Origin of the sequence: Miniphocaeibacter halophilus, from assembly GCF_016458825.1 — a bacterium.
Classification (GTDB): domain Bacteria; phylum Bacillota; class Clostridia; order Tissierellales; family Peptoniphilaceae; genus Miniphocaeibacter; species Miniphocaeibacter halophilus.
This window is the reverse complement of sequence record NZ_CP066744.1, coordinates 708,883-727,775: the sequence shown is the minus strand read 5'-3', so window position 1 is coordinate 727,775 and position 18,893 is coordinate 708,883. Positions and strand designations below refer to the sequence as shown.

The 18,893-nt window shown below is 28.4% G+C and carries 22 protein-coding genes; 21 read left to right on the top strand and 1 reads right to left on the bottom strand.

The window, feature by feature from the left end:
• Positions 1–14 precede the first annotated feature (14 nt).
• From JFY71_RS03560 to JFY71_RS03475, 17 genes are all read left to right on the top strand, one after another.
• Positions 15–440: a prepilin-type N-terminal cleavage/methylation domain-containing protein gene (locus JFY71_RS03560; protein WP_243661674.1), complete on the top strand. Its 426-nt coding sequence runs from the start codon at positions 15–17 to the stop codon at positions 438–440.
• Positions 421–768, top strand: coding sequence for a type II secretion system protein (locus JFY71_RS03555; protein ID WP_243661673.1), 348 nt, complete (start codon positions 421–423; stop codon positions 766–768). Before JFY71_RS03560 ends, JFY71_RS03555 begins: the two co-directional genes overlap by 20 nt.
• Positions 728–1,303: a PilW family protein gene (locus JFY71_RS03550; protein ID WP_243661672.1), complete on the top strand. Its 576-nt coding sequence runs from the start codon at positions 728–730 to the stop codon at positions 1,301–1,303. Before JFY71_RS03555 ends, JFY71_RS03550 begins: the two co-directional genes overlap by 41 nt.
• Positions 1,300–2,226 (top strand): hypothetical protein, encoded by a 927-nt coding sequence (locus tag JFY71_RS03545; protein WP_243661671.1) that lies wholly within the window; start codon positions 1,300–1,302, stop codon positions 2,224–2,226. The genes JFY71_RS03550 and JFY71_RS03545 overlap by 4 nt, the downstream gene beginning before the upstream one ends.
• 144 nt (positions 2,227–2,370) lie before the next feature.
• The gene (locus JFY71_RS03540; protein ID WP_243661670.1) at positions 2,371–3,381 is read left to right on the top strand and encodes a cell wall-binding repeat-containing protein; all 1,011 of its coding nucleotides are present in this window, start codon (positions 2,371–2,373) and stop codon (positions 3,379–3,381) included.
• Between the two features lie 170 nt (positions 3,382–3,551).
• Positions 3,552–4,646 (top strand): ABC transporter substrate-binding protein, encoded by a 1,095-nt coding sequence (locus JFY71_RS03535; protein ID WP_243661669.1) that lies wholly within the window; start codon positions 3,552–3,554, stop codon positions 4,644–4,646.
• Positions 4,636–5,424: an alkaline phosphatase family protein gene (locus tag JFY71_RS03530; RefSeq protein WP_243661668.1), complete on the top strand. Its 789-nt coding sequence runs from the start codon at positions 4,636–4,638 to the stop codon at positions 5,422–5,424. Before JFY71_RS03535 ends, JFY71_RS03530 begins: the two co-directional genes overlap by 11 nt.
• 15 nt (positions 5,425–5,439) lie before the next feature.
• Positions 5,440–6,261, top strand: a complete 822-nt coding sequence (locus tag JFY71_RS03525) for an ABC transporter permease (protein WP_243661667.1) — start codon at positions 5,440–5,442, stop codon at positions 6,259–6,261.
• Positions 6,245–7,102: an ABC transporter permease gene (locus JFY71_RS03520; RefSeq protein WP_243661666.1), complete on the top strand. Its 858-nt coding sequence runs from the start codon at positions 6,245–6,247 to the stop codon at positions 7,100–7,102. Before JFY71_RS03525 ends, JFY71_RS03520 begins: the two co-directional genes overlap by 17 nt.
• A complete protein-coding gene (gene ccmA / locus JFY71_RS03515) occupies positions 7,086–8,102 on the top strand; it encodes a heme ABC exporter ATP-binding protein CcmA (RefSeq protein WP_243661665.1) in 1,017 nt (338 codons plus the stop codon). Before JFY71_RS03520 ends, ccmA begins: the two co-directional genes overlap by 17 nt.
• 122 nt (positions 8,103–8,224) lie before the next feature.
• Positions 8,225–9,175, top strand: coding sequence for a GTP 3',8-cyclase MoaA (gene moaA, locus JFY71_RS03510; protein ID WP_243661664.1), 951 nt, complete (start codon positions 8,225–8,227; stop codon positions 9,173–9,175).
• On the top strand, positions 9,176–10,084 hold the full coding sequence (moaC, locus tag JFY71_RS12105) for a cyclic pyranopterin monophosphate synthase MoaC (RefSeq protein ID WP_338041869.1): 909 nt from the start codon (positions 9,176–9,178) through the stop codon (positions 10,082–10,084).
• Positions 10,085–10,260: 176 nt separating this feature from the next.
• Positions 10,261–11,568, top strand: coding sequence for an MATE family efflux transporter (locus JFY71_RS03495; RefSeq protein ID WP_243661663.1), 1,308 nt, complete (start codon positions 10,261–10,263; stop codon positions 11,566–11,568).
• Positions 11,569–11,682: 114 nt separating this feature from the next.
• Complete coding sequence (locus JFY71_RS03490) at positions 11,683–13,212, top strand: YifB family Mg chelatase-like AAA ATPase (protein ID WP_243661662.1); 1,530 nt, start codon at positions 11,683–11,685, stop codon at positions 13,210–13,212.
• A gap of 141 nt (positions 13,213–13,353) precedes the next feature.
• Positions 13,354–13,848, top strand: a complete 495-nt coding sequence (locus JFY71_RS03485; RefSeq protein WP_243661661.1) for a PTS sugar transporter subunit IIA — start codon at positions 13,354–13,356, stop codon at positions 13,846–13,848.
• Positions 13,849–13,852: 4 nt separating this feature from the next.
• Entirely contained in the window at positions 13,853–14,803 is a 951-nt protein-coding gene (locus tag JFY71_RS03480; protein ID WP_243661660.1) for a D-2-hydroxyacid dehydrogenase, read from the top strand.
• Positions 14,800–15,492: an aspartate/glutamate racemase family protein gene (locus JFY71_RS03475; RefSeq protein WP_243661659.1), complete on the top strand. Its 693-nt coding sequence runs from the start codon at positions 14,800–14,802 to the stop codon at positions 15,490–15,492. The genes JFY71_RS03480 and JFY71_RS03475 overlap by 4 nt, the downstream gene beginning before the upstream one ends.
• A gap of 71 nt (positions 15,493–15,563) precedes the next feature.
• On the opposite strand, the gene JFY71_RS03470 is transcribed toward JFY71_RS03475, so the two are convergent.
• Positions 15,564–16,013 (bottom strand): GNAT family N-acetyltransferase, encoded by a 450-nt coding sequence (locus tag JFY71_RS03470; RefSeq protein ID WP_243661658.1) that lies wholly within the window; start codon positions 16,011–16,013, stop codon positions 15,564–15,566.
• 256 nt (positions 16,014–16,269) lie between these two features.
• On the opposite strand from JFY71_RS03470, the gene JFY71_RS03465 reads away from it, so the two are divergent.
• The 4 genes from JFY71_RS03465 to JFY71_RS03450 are packed head-to-tail and all read left to right on the top strand — an operon-like array spanning position 16,270 to position 18,698.
• Positions 16,270–16,809, top strand: coding sequence for a QueT transporter family protein (locus tag JFY71_RS03465; RefSeq protein ID WP_243661657.1), 540 nt, complete (start codon positions 16,270–16,272; stop codon positions 16,807–16,809).
• Positions 16,810–16,838: 29 nt separating this feature from the next.
• Positions 16,839–17,258, top strand: a complete 420-nt coding sequence (locus JFY71_RS03460) for a PPC domain-containing DNA-binding protein (protein ID WP_243661656.1) — start codon at positions 16,839–16,841, stop codon at positions 17,256–17,258.
• Positions 17,258–17,971 (top strand): gamma-glutamyl-gamma-aminobutyrate hydrolase family protein, encoded by a 714-nt coding sequence (locus JFY71_RS03455; protein ID WP_243661655.1) that lies wholly within the window; start codon positions 17,258–17,260, stop codon positions 17,969–17,971. The genes JFY71_RS03460 and JFY71_RS03455 overlap by 1 nt, the downstream gene beginning before the upstream one ends.
• Positions 17,964–18,698: a gamma-glutamyl-gamma-aminobutyrate hydrolase family protein gene (locus JFY71_RS03450; protein ID WP_243661654.1), complete on the top strand. Its 735-nt coding sequence runs from the start codon at positions 17,964–17,966 to the stop codon at positions 18,696–18,698. The genes JFY71_RS03455 and JFY71_RS03450 overlap by 8 nt, the downstream gene beginning before the upstream one ends.
• The last annotated feature ends 195 nt before the right edge of the window (positions 18,699–18,893 follow it).

Here is an 18,893-nt window from a genome sequence, read left to right as displayed (position 1 = left end):
ATTTAGGAAATACTATGAAAAAATTAAAAGGTTTTACTTTAATTGAATTATTAGCAGCCTTATTGTTGCTTGGTATAATTTTAGGAATTGGAGTAATTAAATTTGATTTTATAGGACAATACAAGGAAAAATTAGAAATAAATTCAATTGTAGATAGTCTAAACTTTGCAAGAAATAATGCAATTAATACTGGATACATTAATAAATTTAGTTTTAATAAAAATAGTGAAGCAATAAAAATATCATCAGATAAGGAAAAACATTTTATTTATTTTGAAAGATTGAACTATAATGGTGACGATATTACCATAGAATTCAGTTCTACGGGAGCGCCAAAAAAGGCAGCAACAATTTATTTTATAGGTAAAAACAAAATATATGAAATTACAGTAGAAGTTGCAACGGGGAAGGTGAATCTTAGTGAAGAAAAAAGAAAATAAGGGATTCACCTTGTTAGAGTGCATAGTTGGACTTGCTATAATTGGAATACTTGCTGCTTTTCTGTTACCGTCATTAGCAAATGCATTAAGCTTAGAAATAAAAACCGATAATGATAAAGAATTAATAAGCTATAGTAAACATATAATGGAAAGCATAAAATCCGATATTTACAATGAAAAAACTATAGGTATTACAAATGATTTAAAGAAAGAATTTAAATTTGAATATAGCATTAATAAAACTGAAAATTTAAATAAATTAAAATTAGATGTATGGAGAGTTGGAAATGAAGAGGATATTATTAGTTATGAAGTCCTTTTACCGTAAAAAACAAAAAGGATTTACCTTAATTGAATTAATAGTAGCCTTAGGAATATCTTCAATATTAATAATAGTAATTTCCTATATAATGGCAACATCGGGGAAAATAATGGAATCCAATATATCTAGAAATAAGCTAAACAATAATGGTGGCTATGCAATAGATTATATTGAAAAGGAAATAAGGCGAAGTATAAATATTTATAATATAGATGATTTTATAGCAAAACCTAAAGACAATAACCTGGGATTTTTACTAGAAGTAGTTCCTTACCAAGCAGAAAAAAATCCCTATCAATATATTTATTACTATTTAGATAAGGGAAATTTAATAAGATATTCAATAGGAATAGAAAATCCAATAGAAGAAGGAATAAAAAGTTCAAATATAGGTACAAATAAAATTGCAGAAAATATTGTAAGTATAAAGAAAACCTATTTTAATATTAACGAAAAATTTATACATTTAAATTTCCAATGTGAAAATAATGGAGTAAAGAAAGAGTATGAAAGTAGTATTTATGCAGGGTTAGGAATGTGAAAAGCAAGGGATATATATCGGTATTTGCCCTAGTAGTATCGATATTGGTGTTTACATTAATAACGGTAATTTTAGTAGGGGTGGATTTAGAAAATAATGTAAATAAAAACCAAAAGGATTATTATCAAAATTGTTTAATTTCAGAATCTATTGCAAATAAAATAAAGAGTAGCGAAGAATATAACAGTAAATTAAATGAAATATTTTCTAAAATAAAAAATACTGATAATAAAGAAACCATTAATGTAAATTATAATGAAATATTAAACGGAGGAAACATTACAGCAAATGTTTCAAACTACAAGGAAAATAAATTTATAATAAACTATAATTTGGAATATAAAAATACATATACCAGTTCAAGTATAACTTACTCATTAAAAGACAACCCTCTACTAAATGATGATGAGCTTATAGAAATACAAGAAGATGACGAAAACTATAAATTGTTACTAGATAATGATTTTGAAAAAATAGTAGGGGATATTGTTTTTTTCAAAAAAAGTAATGAAAGTTATTATATTGAGTTTTCAAAATATAATGAATTAGTAGAAGAGTACCAGAATAGTGAAGATGAAGAAGTAGATTTTAATAAATTATTAGTAGATAATGGAATAAAAATAGAAGAAGATAAATTGTATTTTATTAATGCAGACTTGGTAACAATAATTGGTAATGAAGACATTAATGTTTCAGCTGTATTTGTAAATAACAAATTAGAATCAGAAGGTGGAGTTGTAAATTTAAAGGGAATACTAATAAACAATAATGAAGATTCTAATAGTTTTAATGTAGAAGGTAAGGTGGTTGAAAATATAGACTTTAAAGGTCATGTAAAATATAATAAAAAAATCCTAGAAGAAATAATTAATCTATTAGAAATAGAAGAAGAATATATATGGGATAAATTTTGGATAATGTAAAACCCCCTTAGTTTGGAATTAAGGGAGTTTTTTGTTGATTTTATTTAAATTGTAACTATTATGTAATAATTTATTAACTATTTTGTAAATTACTTATCATTTATTTATACTACAATATTATTATAGGAATATGGGAGGTAGTATATGAAAAAGATTTTTGTTACATTGATTTTTACAACGGCTTTATTAATAACTTCATTAAATAGTCTTTCAAATGCAGATATTTTACAAGAAGGTGAGGATGGTTTAGATATTGTTAGAATAGCAGGGACTAATAGGTTTAACACCTCTGTAGAAATAAGTAAAAATACTTTTGAAAGTTCTAAATATGCAATAATAGCAAGTGGAGAAGGCTTTGCCGATGCATTAGTAGGTGGTACTTTAGCGGCACAAATAGATATTCCAATGTTATTAGTCGGTAGTTCGCCATTAAACGAAGAAGTAAAAAATGAATTGAAAAGATTAAAAGTTGAACATGTTTATATTTTAGGTGGAGAAGAAACCGTTCCTTTTATTATAGAAGAGAGTATAAAAGAGTTAGGAATAAACATAGAAAGACTAGCTGGAAAAAATAGGGTTGAAACAGCTGAAATAATTGGTGCTAAAAGAGAAGAATTAAAAGGAAGTACAGAATATATGACCCTATACGCAGGAATGGATGGAAATTATTTTGCTGATGCCTTAAGTGCAGGACCATTTCTAGGAGAATGGGCAAATGTTTATGGCATAGTAAAACTTATACCGAATATGAATAAGCAAAAACAAGATATGGATTTTATGCATGTTTTTGGTGGAATTAATAGTGTTCCGAAAGGTAAAGATGAAAATAGATTTGCAGGAAACACCAGATATGAAACTGCCGTTGATGTTGCAGAAAGTTATTATACTTTTTTAAGAATGGAAGTTGATACAGTAATAATTGTAAATGGTGAGGACTATCCGGATGCATTAGCGGCCTCATCAATTGCCGGAGTAAAAAATGCTCCAATACTTTTATCAAAGCCAAATAATTTGCCGGTAGCAGTAAAAAACTACATACAAAACGAGGATTTACATGATTATAAAAATATTAAAAATATTAAAAATATAATAATAATCGGAGGAGAAAATTCCATATCTACAAATGTAGAAAATGAATTGAGAAATTTAAAATAAAATAATTTGGTTTACAGTCTTGTTTTTAGCAAGGCTGTTTTTTTTATTGAATATTTAACATAACTTTAACATTATTTTATTTTTTTACTTCAATATAACATTAATTAAATATGAATTTAAAAAATTATAGTTAATCTTAAAGAAGTGAAAGAATGAAAGGGGAGAAGAAATTGAAAATAACAAAGAGATTTATTTCTATATTTTTAGTTTTCACAATGATGATAGGAGTTTTATCTGGTTGCTCAGATAATAAATCGAAGGCACAAAATGTTTCAGAGGACGATAGTTTAGAAACCATTATTGAAAAAGCAAAAAAAGAAAAAGAGCTAGCAAGTGTTGGAATGCCGGACACATGGGCTAATTGGGTAGGTACATGGGAAGATATTGAAGAAAAATATGGTATAAAACATTCCGATACTGATATGTCAAGTGCTGAAGAATTAGCAAAGTTTGAATCAGAAGGAAAAAATGGAACAGCAGATATAGGTGATGTTGGAATTAGCTTTGGTCCTATTGCTACAAATAAGGATTTAACTCTGCCTTATAAAACCAGCTATTGGGATGAAATACCGGACTGGGCTAAAGATGAAAAAGGTCATTGGCTTTTAAGTTATACAGGAACTATAGCTTTTATGATAGATAAAAATAATGTAAAAGATATACCTAGTTCCTGGGAAGAATTACTGGAAAGTGATTACAAAGTTGCCGTAGGAGATGTTACAAAGGCAAATCAAGCTCAATTTGCAGTTTTAGCTGCTGCAATTGCTAACGGTGGAGATGAAAAAAACATTAAACCGGGATTGGATTATTTTAGAAAAATAGCAGAAGAAGGCAGACTTTCTTCTGTAGATGCAAGTCTTGCAAATTTAGAAAAAGGTGAAATAGATATTGTAATAGTTTGGGATTTTAATGGACTTAATTACAAGGACCAACTTGATTCTGAAAGATTTGAAGTTTTAATTCCGTCCGATGGCTCAATTATTAGTGGATATACTACTTTAATTAATAAGTATGCTCCTCATCCTAATGCTGCTAAATTAGCTAGAGAATATATTTTATCAGACGAAGGACAAATAAATTTAGCTAAGGGATATGCAAGACCTATAAGAACAAATGTAAAGTTACCTGAAGATGTAGCAAGTAAGTTATTACCTGATTCTGAATATAAATCAGCAGAACCTGTAAAAAGTAATGAAGAATGGGATAAAACTTCTGTAGAATTACCTGAGCTATGGCAAAGTGAGGTTTTAAGCTATGCAAAATAAAAAGACAGGAAGGACTTTAATTCTTGTTATATTAGATGGATGTAGATACGATACTTCAATTGAACAAATGGGACTGTTAAATCACTATGTAGAAAATGGCTTGGCAACAAGGATAAAAGTAATATCTGAATTGCCAAGTAATTCCAGATCCTTGTATGAGGTATTAATGACAGGAGTACCGACTTATAAAAATAAAATTTTAACCAACGGTCACAATAGTTTATCTGGTGAAAAATCCATTTTCGAAAAAGTTAAGAACAATGGAGGAAGAACGGCTGCAGCAGCTTATTATTGGTATAGTGAATTATATAATGAAAGTCCATTTAATGAAAAAAAACATAGAATTCAATTAGATACTGAAAATCTAATTGAAAATGGTGTTTTTTATTATGAAGATAATTATCCGGATACACATTTATTTGCCGATGCAAATTTTTTATTACAGTATAAAAAACCGGATTTTTTATTAATACATTCTATGAATATTGATGATATTGGTCATAAATTCACATCGGACTCAAGGGAATACAAGGCTGTAATAAATAGGGCGGATTATATTATTGGACAGTATTTGAACAATTGGTTAGAGTTGGGTTATCAAGTAATGGTTACATCTGATCATGGTATGGATGAAAATGGACTTCATGGAGGTACACTAAATTCCCATAGAGAAGTACCCTTGTATATTTTTTCTAAGTACTATAGAAACAATGTTGATGAAATCAGTCAAATAGAAATAGCCGGACTAATAGAGAAGTTGTTACTATTACACCATTAGTAGAAAGGAAGTTTTATGAAGAAAAAAATTGGCTTATTGCCACTAATAATTATTATGATGGCATTTTTAATAATACCTTTAATAATAATGGTTATAAAAAGTTTTAAACTAGACGGAATAGAAGTTTTTTCTTTAGATAATTACAAGGAATTTTTCGCGAATAAATATTATTATGAATCCTTTATAAACAGTATGATTATAGGATTATTTTCAGCAGTCTTAGGTTTTATAGGAGCTTATATAATAAGTTATTCTCTACTGGGCTTGTCGTTTAGAACACAGGAAAAGATTATTACAATATCAAATTTAGCTGGAAATTTTGCAGGTATACCATTAGCATTTTCATTTATAATTTTACTTGGAAATGCCGGTGTACTAAAAATGATAATTCCATTATTAAAGAATTTTAATTTATATTCTTGGTGGGGACTTTCTTTAACTTATATGTATTTTCAAATACCATTGGGAATATTATTTTTGTATCCTAGTATGAGGGAAATAAAAAAGGAATGGAAGGAATCGGCCGATATACTAGGAGCTTCAAATTTCTATTATTGGAGAAAAGTAGTATTTCCATTTTTAAAACCAACAATGGTTAGTACCTTTATTATTTTACTGGCTAATGGTATAGGAACATATGAAACAGCTTATGCTTTAACAGGTAGCAACATAAATTTATTAACAATAAGAATATCTGCATTGGTAGCAGGAGACGTTTTTGCTAAGCCGAATATGGGTAGTGCATTAGCAACGATTTTTGGTGCTTTTATGGTTATAATTATGTGGCTTTCTCAGCGATATAATAGAAAGGAAGAAAATCTTGAAAAAGAATATTAGAAAAATACCATTAATAATTTTTGGGATTTATTTCATAATACCTATAATAGGTACATTTTTATATAGTACATCTACAAAATGGGATAATAGTATTTTACCAAAGGACTTTACCTTAAAATGGTTTTTAGAATTATTTAAAGATACTGCCTTTATTCAAGCAGTCGCAAGATCTTTTGTACTGGGACTTGTAACATCAATGGTGATTTTAATTATAATGATACCTACATTAATACTGGTACGATTATATTTTCCTAAAGTTGATAGGATTTTACAATCCATAGTTCTTCTTCCCTATGCCATACCGGGAGTAATACTTGTAACTGCTTTACTTGGAACATATAGTATGTTGAGTATTCCTATGTTTATTGTTTTAGTAGGAGCATTATTTATAACATTACTACCTATAACATATTTGGGAATTAATAATCAACTTAAATTAATTAATATAGGGGAAATGATAGATGCAGCATCAACATTAGGTGCATCTATGGTACAGATTGTAACAAAAATAATAATACCTAATATTAGATTAGGTACTACACTGGTGTTTTTAATGGTTTTTTCAGCATCTTTTGGAGAATATATGTTAACGAATTTACTTATAGGTGGAAGATTTGAAACTATAAGAATATATATGATGAGAAGAATGAATGAAAATGGACATTTAGCAAGTGCCGTAATGATACTATACTTTGTTTTTTTACTTATTGTAGCGATATTTGTATTTATTATTAATAATAAACAAAAGAAAAGATATATTGAAAAATCAAAAATTGAAGAAGTTAATAAACAAAAGCTATACGGAAGAAAAGAGGATTTAGAAAATGTATTTAACAGTTAAAAACCTAACATTATATTTTGGAAATAAAAAAATATTGGACTCTATTGATTTTCATGTTCAAAAAGGAGAAATTGTAACATTACTTGGACCTAGCGGTTGTGGAAAATCAACCTTACTTCGTACAATAGCAGGCTTGGAAAAGCAAGAAAAGGGGAAAATATTATTAGATGGAGAAGAAATAGACAGTATTCCAACTAAATATAGAAATATTGGATTTGTATTTCAACAATATGCATTATTTCCAAATATGACGGTCTTTGAAAATATAGCGTTTGGTTTAAGAGTTAAAAAACTATCTGAAAAGGAGATAGGGGATAAGGTTGATAATATATTGGAAATAGTACAATTAAAGGAGTTTTCCAACAGAAATATTCAGACCTTGTCAGGAGGTCAACAACAAAGGGTCGCCTTAGCTAGATCATTGGTAACAGAACCAAAAATACTATTATTAGATGAGCCCTTAAGTGCATTAGATGCAAAGATTAGAAAACAACTTCAAACGGATTTAAGAAGAATACAGAAGAAATTGAATATTACTATGATTTTTGTAACTCATGACCAAGAAGAGGCTATGGCCATAAGTGATAGGATTTTTGTATTAAATAAAGGGAAAATAATACAATCCTCAACACCAAACGAACTATATGCTTATCCAAAAAGTAACTTTATAGCAGAATTTATTGGCAGCTTTAATAGATTTAATTCTTCAGAATTAGAAATAAATAATTCCAATAGTCTTAAAGAAGAATATATTTACTATGTAAGACCGGAAATGATAGAATTAGAAAAATCAGAAAACTCAATTGAAATTAATGTTGAACTTGAAAAAGTAATAATTTTAGGAGCTATAAAAAGATATATATTTAAAAGTGAAAAAGGCAAGAGTTTAATTGTCGACAAAATAAACAATTATTCTAACAAAGAGGAAAAAATAGATAAAATATATATAAGCAAAGATTCAATTATTAGTATTCCTAAAGAGAAAAGACTGGTATCTTAAAATATAATAAAGATAGAAAAATATCTATCTTTATTATATTTTTTTATTGAGATTACAAAACAAATTTTATTAAAATATATGGGAAAATATACCGTTATGTTATAATAAAAATAGGTGATTAAATGAAAGATAATTTCGGTAGAGATATTAACTATTTAAGAATCTCTATTACAGATAAATGTAATTTAAGGTGTAAATACTGTATGCCGGAAAAAGGTATTCCTAAAGTAGAACATAAGGATGTTTTAACTATTGAAGAATATTTAAAAATAGTTGAGGTTTTTAAAAGACTAGGAATTACAAAAGTACGAATTACAGGTGGAGAACCTTTAGTAAAAAAAGGAGTTATAGATTTAATATCGGGCTGTAAAGAAATTGGTATTAAAGAAATCGCTATGACAACAAATGGAATTCTTTTAAAAGACAAAATAAAGGAATTAAAAGAAGCCGGATTAAGTAGAGTAAATATTAGTTTAGATTCCTTAGACCAAGAAAAATATTCACAAATAACAAGAGGTGGGAATTTACAAGATGTACTTGACTCTATAGAAGCTTGTAAAAAATATAACATTACTCCAATAAAAATAAATACGGTTATGATGAGAAATTTTAATTTAAATGAATTTAGGGATTTTGTTAATTTAACAATGGATAAGGATATTTCTGTAAGATTTATTGAGTTAATGCCAATAGGAGAAGCTATTAAATATAAGGACAACTTTATTTCAAATGAGGAATTATTAAAATTATATGATGATTTAATTCCAATTGAAAATAAGGACCTTTCCAGTCCTGCAAAATATTTCAAATTGCCAAATGCAAAAGGAAATGTTGGATTTATAAATCCTATGTCTTGCAAATTCTGTGGAAATTGTAATAGAGTGCGACTAACAAGTAAGGGTAAACTTTTAATGTGTTTACATTCAAATATATTTATTGATTTATTAGAGCCCTTAAGAAAAGGCGAAGATATAGAAAAAATAATAGTAAATGCAATACAGGAAAAACCGGAAAAACATCATCTTCTAGATGGAGAATATAATACAACAGATATGAACGAAATTGGAGGATAAATGGAATTAACACATTTTAATGAAGAAGGTAGGGCAAAAATGGTAGATGTTGGTAAAAAAGATGATACCAAAAGAGTTGCCACAGCTACCTGTACAGTTGTAATGAAAGAAGAAACCTTAAATAGAATAAAAGAAGGTCAAATAAAAAAAGGAGATGTATTGGCAGTTGCACAAGTCGGTGGAATAATGGCTGCTAAAAACACAGCGCAAACTATTCCAATGTGTCACAATATATTTCTTACAGGTGTAGATATAAATTTTAATTTAGGAAAAAATACCGTTGATATTTTTGCAACAGTAAAAACAGTAGGAAAAACCGGTGTTGAAATGGAAGCTTTAAATGCTTGTTCAACAACAGCCTTAACTATATATGATATGTGTAAAGCGATGGATAGGGGAATGAGAATAGAAAATATGAGATTACTAGAAAAAGAAGGCGGAAAGTCCGGCCATTTTATAGCAGACAATAAAGAAGGAATGGTACTAGATGTTAATATTAGTGAAACCAAGGGAGTAATAAAAATCCCTATAGAAGTAGGAGAATTGAAAGTTGACCATGGTCTTGTAGGTGATGCACATGCAGGAGATTGGCATAGACAAGTTAGTTTGTTAGCAGTTGAAAGTATAGACAAAATGAAAGCCATGGGACTACCGGATTTAAAAGACGGAGATTTTGCTGAAAACATTACAACAAAGGGACTAGTACTTCATGAGATTCCGGTTGGTACTGTATTTACAATGGGAACAGCTGTTTTAGAAGTAACCCAAATTGGCAAAAAATGCCATTCGGGTTGTGCAATAAAACAAAAGGTTGGAAATTGTATAATGCCAACAGAGGGAATATTTGCCAAAGTTTTAAAAAATGGACAAGTAAAAAAAGGCGATAGGATTAAAATAATAGAATTATAAAAACATATATTTTTAATTTGAACATAAGGAGCTTAAGGCTCCTTTTTGTTTTTCTTTTAATTGTTATAATTATAAGGAAAGACTATTAAAATTTGAAGAAAGGGGGAAATATTATGAAAAAAATAATTTATTCTTGGAGGAGTAATAGAAATTAGCCTTTAAGATATGGAGGATAAGTGATAAATAGGTCTAATAAATTTAAAATAATAAAAGAATTAAATACTTTTGCAGCACCACTAGTTATTAACAATTTATTTAATACATTAATTTCTATAGTTTTAGCTTCTATAGTAGGAAGAATTTCTATAAATGCTATATCTACTTATGGCATAGTTGATAATTTTATATATTCTCTAATAGGGGTATTAACAGTAGGAGTAATATCTTTTAATATATATGCTTCAAGAGTTATAGAAAAAGACTATAGTCAATTTCTAAATTGGTTTAAGTCCATCTTTATATTAAATTTTATAATAGGTGTTTTTGCATTAATTATAATATTTTTATTTAGTGAAAATATAATGAGATATATTTATGATTTTGAAGGTAGAGAATTAATAGTTGGAATAAAGTTCTTAAGAATAATGTCATTAACTATATTGTTAAATGCAATAATATTTTCCATGACTAATTTGTTAAAAGTTAGGAAAAAGACAAATGAGATATTGAAAATAGGAGTAGTATCATCTATTATTCAAGTAATATTATCATATATTTTTACTAAATACATATTTAGTGGAGATTATAAATTAACAGGAATAGCTTTAGCTTCAGTAATGTCATTAATATTAAATGTAACATATTATATTTATATATTATGGGATGATTTTAAATTAATAACAAATATTAAAAGTAGTAAAAAACTTATACTTATAAAATTAAGTATTCCTTTAGTATTCCAGGAGATTTTAGAAGGAGCCTTGTTTTCCGTTGTAATAATGGCATTAATAAAACGATCAGGAACTGATATACTTTCTGCGTATAACATAAACTATGTTATGGTAGGGGTATTTTTAACGCCAATGTATATGTATTGTAATGGGTTAATAGTTCTTATGGGGGAAGCTATAGGAAGAAAAGACAAGGAATCTGTAAGAAATTTGCCTAGAGTAGCAACATTTTTAACCTTGTTTTTTTATGTTATTCTAGCAGTCTTATTTTATATATTTAAGGATATAGTAGTTGCTTATTTTACTGATGAAATTGAACTAAAGGAGATTGTAAAAAACATTATGATTCCAGTATTTTTTCTAAGTGGATTCCAAATATTTTTTGAGATTTCAAAGTATTCCTTACAAGCTATAGGAAAAGAAAAAATCACCTTATATTCCACAGGGGTTATTAATATTTTTACTATTTTAATCTTGTTATTTATATATAATTCAAATATTTTTAATTTGTATACAATACTTTTGTTTGTGGCTTTTAATTATTTGAGTTTAGCAATTGTATTTAGAATATTATTTTTTAAAAGTTTAAAATAGATTATAAAATACATCCATCAATCCTAATATGGATGTATTTTTTATTTCCTAAAATAAAATAAGCTAAATTTGATATACTAGTAATAGATTAAATTAAATCAATTGAGGTATTTTATGTATTCAAAAATAATGACTTGTGTTTTAGAGGGACTTCAAGGTTATGCTATTGAAGTTGAAGCGGATATTGCAAGAGGACTTCAAGCTTTTAATATTGTAGGACTTCCTGATATTTCTATAAAAGAATCTAAGGAAAGAGTTCGTTCGGCTATTACAAATTCCGGCTATACTTTTCCAATTGGTAGAATAACTATTAATTTAGCTCCAGCTAATTTAAAAAAAGAAGGTTCTCAATTGGATATTTCCATAGCTGTTGCTATTCTAACTGCCTTTGGCGTAGTTTATAATGTACCAAGTAAAGACATTGCCTTTATTGGTGAGTTGTCTTTAGATGGAAGAATTATGAGCATTCAGGGTGCGTTACCTATGGCTATTTCCTTAAAGGAGCTAGGATTTAAAAAGGTCATAGTACCGGATGATAATAAGGAAGAATGTTCTTTAGTTAAGGGAATTGAAATTATTCCTGTAAAAAACTTAAAGGATTTAGTGGATTATTTAAATAACGAATTGAAAATAGAAAATTATAATGATGAAATTTTTACTTTGGAAAATTTAAATCCAAGTTACAATGTGGATTTTAGTGAAATAAAGGGGCAGGAAAAATTAAAGCGTGCAATGGAAATTGCTGCAGCCGGTGAACATAATTTAATTATGATAGGTCCACCAGGTGCAGGAAAGACCATGGCAGCAATGAGATTGCCAACTATTTTACCTCCTTTGAATTTTGAGGAAGCAATTGAATGTACTAAGATATATTCAGTTAGTGGTAATTTAAGAGAAAATAAATTAATTATGGAAAGACCTTTCAGGGCACCACATCATAGTAGTTCCTCTGTTGCAATTATTGGTGGCGGAAGAATTCCAATGCCGGGAGAAATTTCCTTAGCCCATAATGGAGCCTTGTTTTTAGATGAGTTACCTGAATTTAATAAAAGCACTATTGAAGTTTTAAGACAGCCTTTAGAGGAAAAAAATATTACTATTTCAAGAGCCAATGCAACACTAACCTATCCGGCTAATTTCATATTTATAGCCGGCATGAATCCATGTCCATGCGGATACTATGGAGACGAAACCCACGAATGTAATTGTACTTTACCACAAATACAAAAGTACCTAGCTAAGGTTAGTAGACCAATTCTCGATAGAATAGATATACATATAGAAGTTGAACCGGTAAAATTAGAAAAATTAACTTCTAATGAGGAAACGGAAAATTCTGAAAATATAAGAAATAGGGTAGTTAATGCTAGAAATATTCAGGCTAAAAGATATAGGAAAGAAAAAATAAAAACCAATGGTCAGATGAATAATAGGCTTATTAAGAAATATATTAAATTAAATAATGAATTAAATATTATTTTGGAAAAAGCCTACGATAAATATAAATTCTCTGCAAGAACTATTAATAAAATCCTCAAATTAAGTAGGACTATTGCAGATTTAGACAATAAAGATAATATTACTGCTAATCATTTACTGGAAGCTATTAGATACAGAACAGTAGACAGTAAATATTGGGGATAGTCTATATTATTTAACATCTAAGCGAGTATACTTTAAAAAAGAGGGAATATTATAAGAAAGGCACATAATATTCAATTATTAGCTGAGTAAAAAATCAATATAAATAAAAAATTATTAAAATGAAATATAAAGGAGAAAGCTATGTTTAAAAAATTATTTAAAAAAGATAAGGAATCAAAAACAGGGGAAATTTTTGCAATTCAATCAGGTGAAGTAGTAGCTGTAACAGAAGTTCCGGATGCTATGTTTGCACAAAAAATATTAGGTGATGGAGTAGGACTTATTCCAGAGGGAAATAGTATTTACAGTCCTGTATCAGGTACAGTTGATGTTGTGGCAAATACTTCCCATGCTGTTGGAATTAAAACTAACGACGGATTGGATGTTTTAGTTCATATTGGTTTGGAAACTGTAGGACTGGAAGGAAAAGGATTTGATGTAAAGGTTAAAGTTGGAGATAAGGTAAATGTAGGAGATTTACTAGCAGATGTAGACTTTGACTTTTTAAAGGAAAAAGGATTTGAAATTATAACTCCAATAATAATTACAAATATGGACGATATTAAGGAGCTTAAAATTAATACCGGAAAAGCAACAGCAAAAGAAACAGTAGTTATAGAATATACTAGAAATTAAGAAAATGAATATAGTAATATTAGATGGATATTTAGTAAATCCCGGAGATTTAAGCTGGTCAAATATTGAACAGTTAGGAAATTTAACCGTATATGACAGAACTCCAAAAGAACTTGTATCGGAGAGAATAAAAGATGCAGATATAGCTTTAATCAACAATACTTTTGTAGAAAAGGATTCAATTAAACAGGCTAAAAATTTGAAATATATTTCTATGTTAGCTACTGGATTTGACAATGTAGATACAGAGGAATGTAAAAAAAGAGGGATAGAAGTTTCAAATATTCCTTCTTATGGAACAGAAACAGTGGCTCAATTTACCTTTGCCCTATTACTGGAACTGTGTAACCATGTAAAAATACAAAGTGATTCGGTTTTAAAGGGAGAATGGACTAATAACGACAAATATGGTTATTGGTTAAAGGAACAGTATGAACTACATGGAAAAACAATGGGAATTATAGGCTATGGAAAAATAGGTAGAAAAGTTGGGGAAATAGCTAAGGCTTTTGGCATGAAAGTTTTAGCCTATAGAGGAGAAAATAAGGCTAAGAAATATGAAGAAGAAGTTTCTTTGGATTATTTATTGGAAAATTCCGATATTATTTCACTTCATTCAAATTTAAATGAAAAAAATAAAGGGATAATAAACAAAAACACTATAGCTAAAATGAAAAAGGGAGTAAAAATAATAAATGTAGCTAGAGGTGGACTAATAGTAGAAGAGGATTTAAAGGAGGCTTTAAATTCCGGTTATATTTCCGGAGCTGGAGTAGATGTAGTTTCTGAAGAGCCAATAAGAGAAAATAATCCACTTTTAAAAGCTAAAAATATAATTATTACTTCCCATATTGCCTGGACAACAAAAGAGGCAAGACAAAGAATTATAGATATGGCTACAGAAAACATAAAATCATTTCTAAATGGAAATACTATAAATGTGGTGAATAAATGAAAACCATAGGATTAATTGGCGGTATGAGTTGGGAAAGTACTACCTTGTACTATGAAATAATAAACAAGGTGGTTTCTGAAAAACTAGGAGGGCTACATTCTGCAAAAATCTTACTTTATTCTGTAGATTTTGCAGAAATTGAAGAACTTCAAAGAAAGGGGCAATGGAACAAATCTGCCGATATATTGGCTGAAATTGCTATGAACTTGGAAGTAGCAGGTGCAGATTTTATATTAATCTGTACAAATACCATGCATAAAGTAGCAGGTAAGGTTCAAGGAAAAATAAATATTCCAATTTTGCATATTGCTGAAGCAACAGTTGCAAAGTTAAAAGAAAACAAGATAAGTAAAGTATTATTACTTGGTACAAAATATACTATGACAGAAGATTTTTACAAGGGCAAATTAAAAGCAAAGGGCATTGATGTAGTAGTTCCAAATGAAGAGGATATTGAAATAGTCAATGAAATAATTTTCTCGGAATTATGCCTAGGAAAAATCAATGAAAAATCAAAGGAAAAATATATTAAAATAATAAATTCCTATAAGGACAGGGGAATTGAAGGCGTAATATTAGGCTGTACTGAAATTGGATTATTAATAAATCAAAATGATTTAGAAATTCCGGTTTTTGACACAACAATAATACATTGTGAACAAGCAGCTAATTATGCAACAATGAAATAAAAATATAAAAAAGTGCATTCAAAAATAGCCTTGAGTGCACTTTTATAATTAAATATATTTTAAATATTAAATTAGCCTTTTTTTACATATAAATTATCAATATTTAAATTTTTATCCCTATAATATAAATCTTTTCTTGGATGGTATCCTAAATTATCCCAAAATTTATTTCCAACAATATTATCACAAAAAGCAACTAAGGCAACTCCGTTAATATTTTTTGCTTTTAAAACATCTTCAAGATGTTTTATCATTTGGCGTCCTATGGCCCTTCCTTTGATTTTTTCTGAAATGGCAACATGATATAAATATGCTCTTTTCCCATCGAATCCACAAAGAACAGTTCCCTCAACCCTTCCATCTTCCTCATATACAATTGAAAGTTCAGGATTGTATTCTAAAAAGAACTTAATACCTTCAAAAGTGTCATCTAAACCTCTTAGTCCCATTCCAGGAGTATTTTGCCAAAGATTTGAAGCTTCAAAATAATCTTCAATAGTCATAGATCTAATAAAACCCATAAAATCACCTCATTACAATAGTTAAGAAAAATTATATAAAGTATATCATATAAAAGTTGAATATATAAATATAATATGGTATATTTTATTGGCATAAAGTGTTTCTTGGCACCCACTTTAAAAATCAAGATGTGATAGGGAACCTATCTCGTCTTTTGGCGAGTAGGTTTCCTATTATTTTTTTTATTAGATTAAGAGTCTAGTAAAATCTTTTTTTCTGGATGTCATAACACAATTCTATTTAGGAAGGTGTTTTATGAGTAAAAAATTTAATTCAAAATTTATTGTTCGACAAGGTGTAATTGCTGCCCTATATGTTTTAATGACAGTAGTTCCACCACTATCTAATCTTTCGTATGGACCTATACAACTTAGGTTGTCGGAGGCTTTAACATTACTTGCATTTTTTAATGGAGAATATATTTGGGGACTTACTATAGGTTGCTTATTTGCCAATATATTTAGTCCTTTCGGAGTTCTGGATATTGTTGTAGGAACTTTTGCTTCTTTTCTTGCAGCATATTTTATGAGTAAATGTAAAAATATTTGGCTTTCCAGTATTATTCCGGCAATTGCAAATATTTTAGTTGGAATTCAGCTATATTTTATTGGTGTTTCTAAGGCAGGGGTTTTAATTGTAACAGGTCAAATAATGGTATCCGAAATAATAGTTGTATCATTAATAGGCGTTCCTATATTTAAAATGTTAATTAAAAATAAAGTTTTAGTGGATTATTTAAAGTTAAACATTAAGAATAAAAACTTAACAATAAATTTTAAAAAAATGGGTAAATAACTTTAAGAGGATTTTAATTGGAGGATATTATGAAAACTACAAATTTAAAAACCCATTTAATTATAAGGTTGGAAAAGGGAGAAGAAATAGTTTCTAGTATTATTAAGGCCTGTGAAGAAAATAATATTAAACTTGGAATTTTAACAGGCATAGGAGCTATGAGTCATGTTGAAGTAGGATATTTTGATACGGATAAAAAGGAATATTTTTCCAATGAATATAATGGTCATCTGGAAATTCTTTCTTTAATGGGAAATATTACTACAAAAGATGAAAAATTATATCTTCATCCCCATGTTACTTTTTCAGATGAGGAAAACTTTGCTAAAGGCGGTCATTTAAATAAAGGTATTATATCAGCAACAGGTGAAATTATAATACAAATAATAGATGGTAGAGTTAACAGATTCTTTGATGAAGAAATAGGATTAAATTTAATGGAGCTATAATGAAAAAATATAAAATAGGAATAGTAGGGGGAGTAAATAGAGGAAGTTTTGCAAATCTCTTATATGCAAAGGAATCGTATATAAAGACAATAGTAGAAAATCAGCAAATTCCAATAATACTACCAATAACTAAAGATAAAAATATTATCGAATCGTTAATAAAAAAGGTTGATGGACTAATATTTCAAGGAGGAGTAAATATTTATCCCTTTCATTATGGAGAAAATCCTAAAACCGAAATATTAAATTTTGATTTAGACAGGGATTACTCGGAGTTTTCTTATTTGGAAATGGCTTTAAAATATAAAAAGCCGGTACTTGGAGTATCAAGAGGTTGTCAACTTATTAATGTTTTTTTTGGAGGAAGCTTAATACAAGATATTAGTAAAGAAATTCAAAAATCCATTTATCATATTGGGCGAGATTATTCTGAAACTAGGCACTATATTAATCTAAGGGACGGTAGCAAATTAAAGAAGGCCTATAATACAAATAGGACTGTTGTAGTTTCTTCCCATACCCAGGCAATAGATGTATTAGGCAAGGACTTAGTAGTATCTGCTAAAGCTGATGATGGTGTTGTAGAAGCTATTGAATATAAGGGCAATAGTTATTTAATGGGAGTTCAATTCAATATAGACAGAATGTTAAATGAAGAAAGTAAGTTGTTGTTTAATCAATTTATAGAAAGCGCAGGTATTCAAAATGAATAAGTTTATAGGAATACCATGTTGGTTGGAAAATAGGGGAAAATTTATAAGTCATGAAATCAATAATAATTTTTCCAAAATGGTACTTGATTCAGGGGGAATTCCAATAATTATTCCTCAAATTTATGATAAGTCATTTTTAGATGAGTATATTAATATGATAGATGCCTTAATATTAGTTGGTGGTTCTGATATTTCACCTTATCTTTATAAGGAAGGACCAAACAGATATTTGGAAAGTACCAGTCCAATAAGAGATGAAGTTGAAATATATCTATTGGAAAAAGCAGTTGAAAGAAAAATTCCTATATTTGGTATTTGTAGAGGAATGCAATTAATTAATATATTTTTTGGTGGAAATTTATATCAGGATATCTATTCCCAAAGAGAAGATGTATTTAACCATAGTGATAGAGAAAACAAAAATATTATTTATTATCACGATATAGAAATAAAAGAAAATAGTAGACTATATGATATTTTTGGCCCGTCATTAGTTGTAAATACCTTTCATCATCAGGCTATAAAAAAAGTAGCAAAGGACTTTAAGGTTACAGCGACTGCAGATGATGGAATAATAGAGGCAATAGAATATGAAAAGAATCAGTTTATTATGGGAATTCAATTCCATCCGGAATTTCCGGAACATAATAAAAATTTCTACAAACTTTTCGACTATTTTATAGGAAATATTAGCTCCTTAGCAAATAGTATCGATGAAGAAAAATAATAATATTTTGCGGTTTAAGTTAAGTAACTTGAGCCGCTTTTTCATTTTCAAAATCCTAATTCTTTCTTTATTAAAATAGCTTTCATGAATAAAAGTCTTTCGTTGAAGCAATACCAATAATATTTATATTAGCTCTACCAATGAAAACAAAATTTGTTACAGAGTCTACAGCTTTAATGGGTTTAAATTTATGAC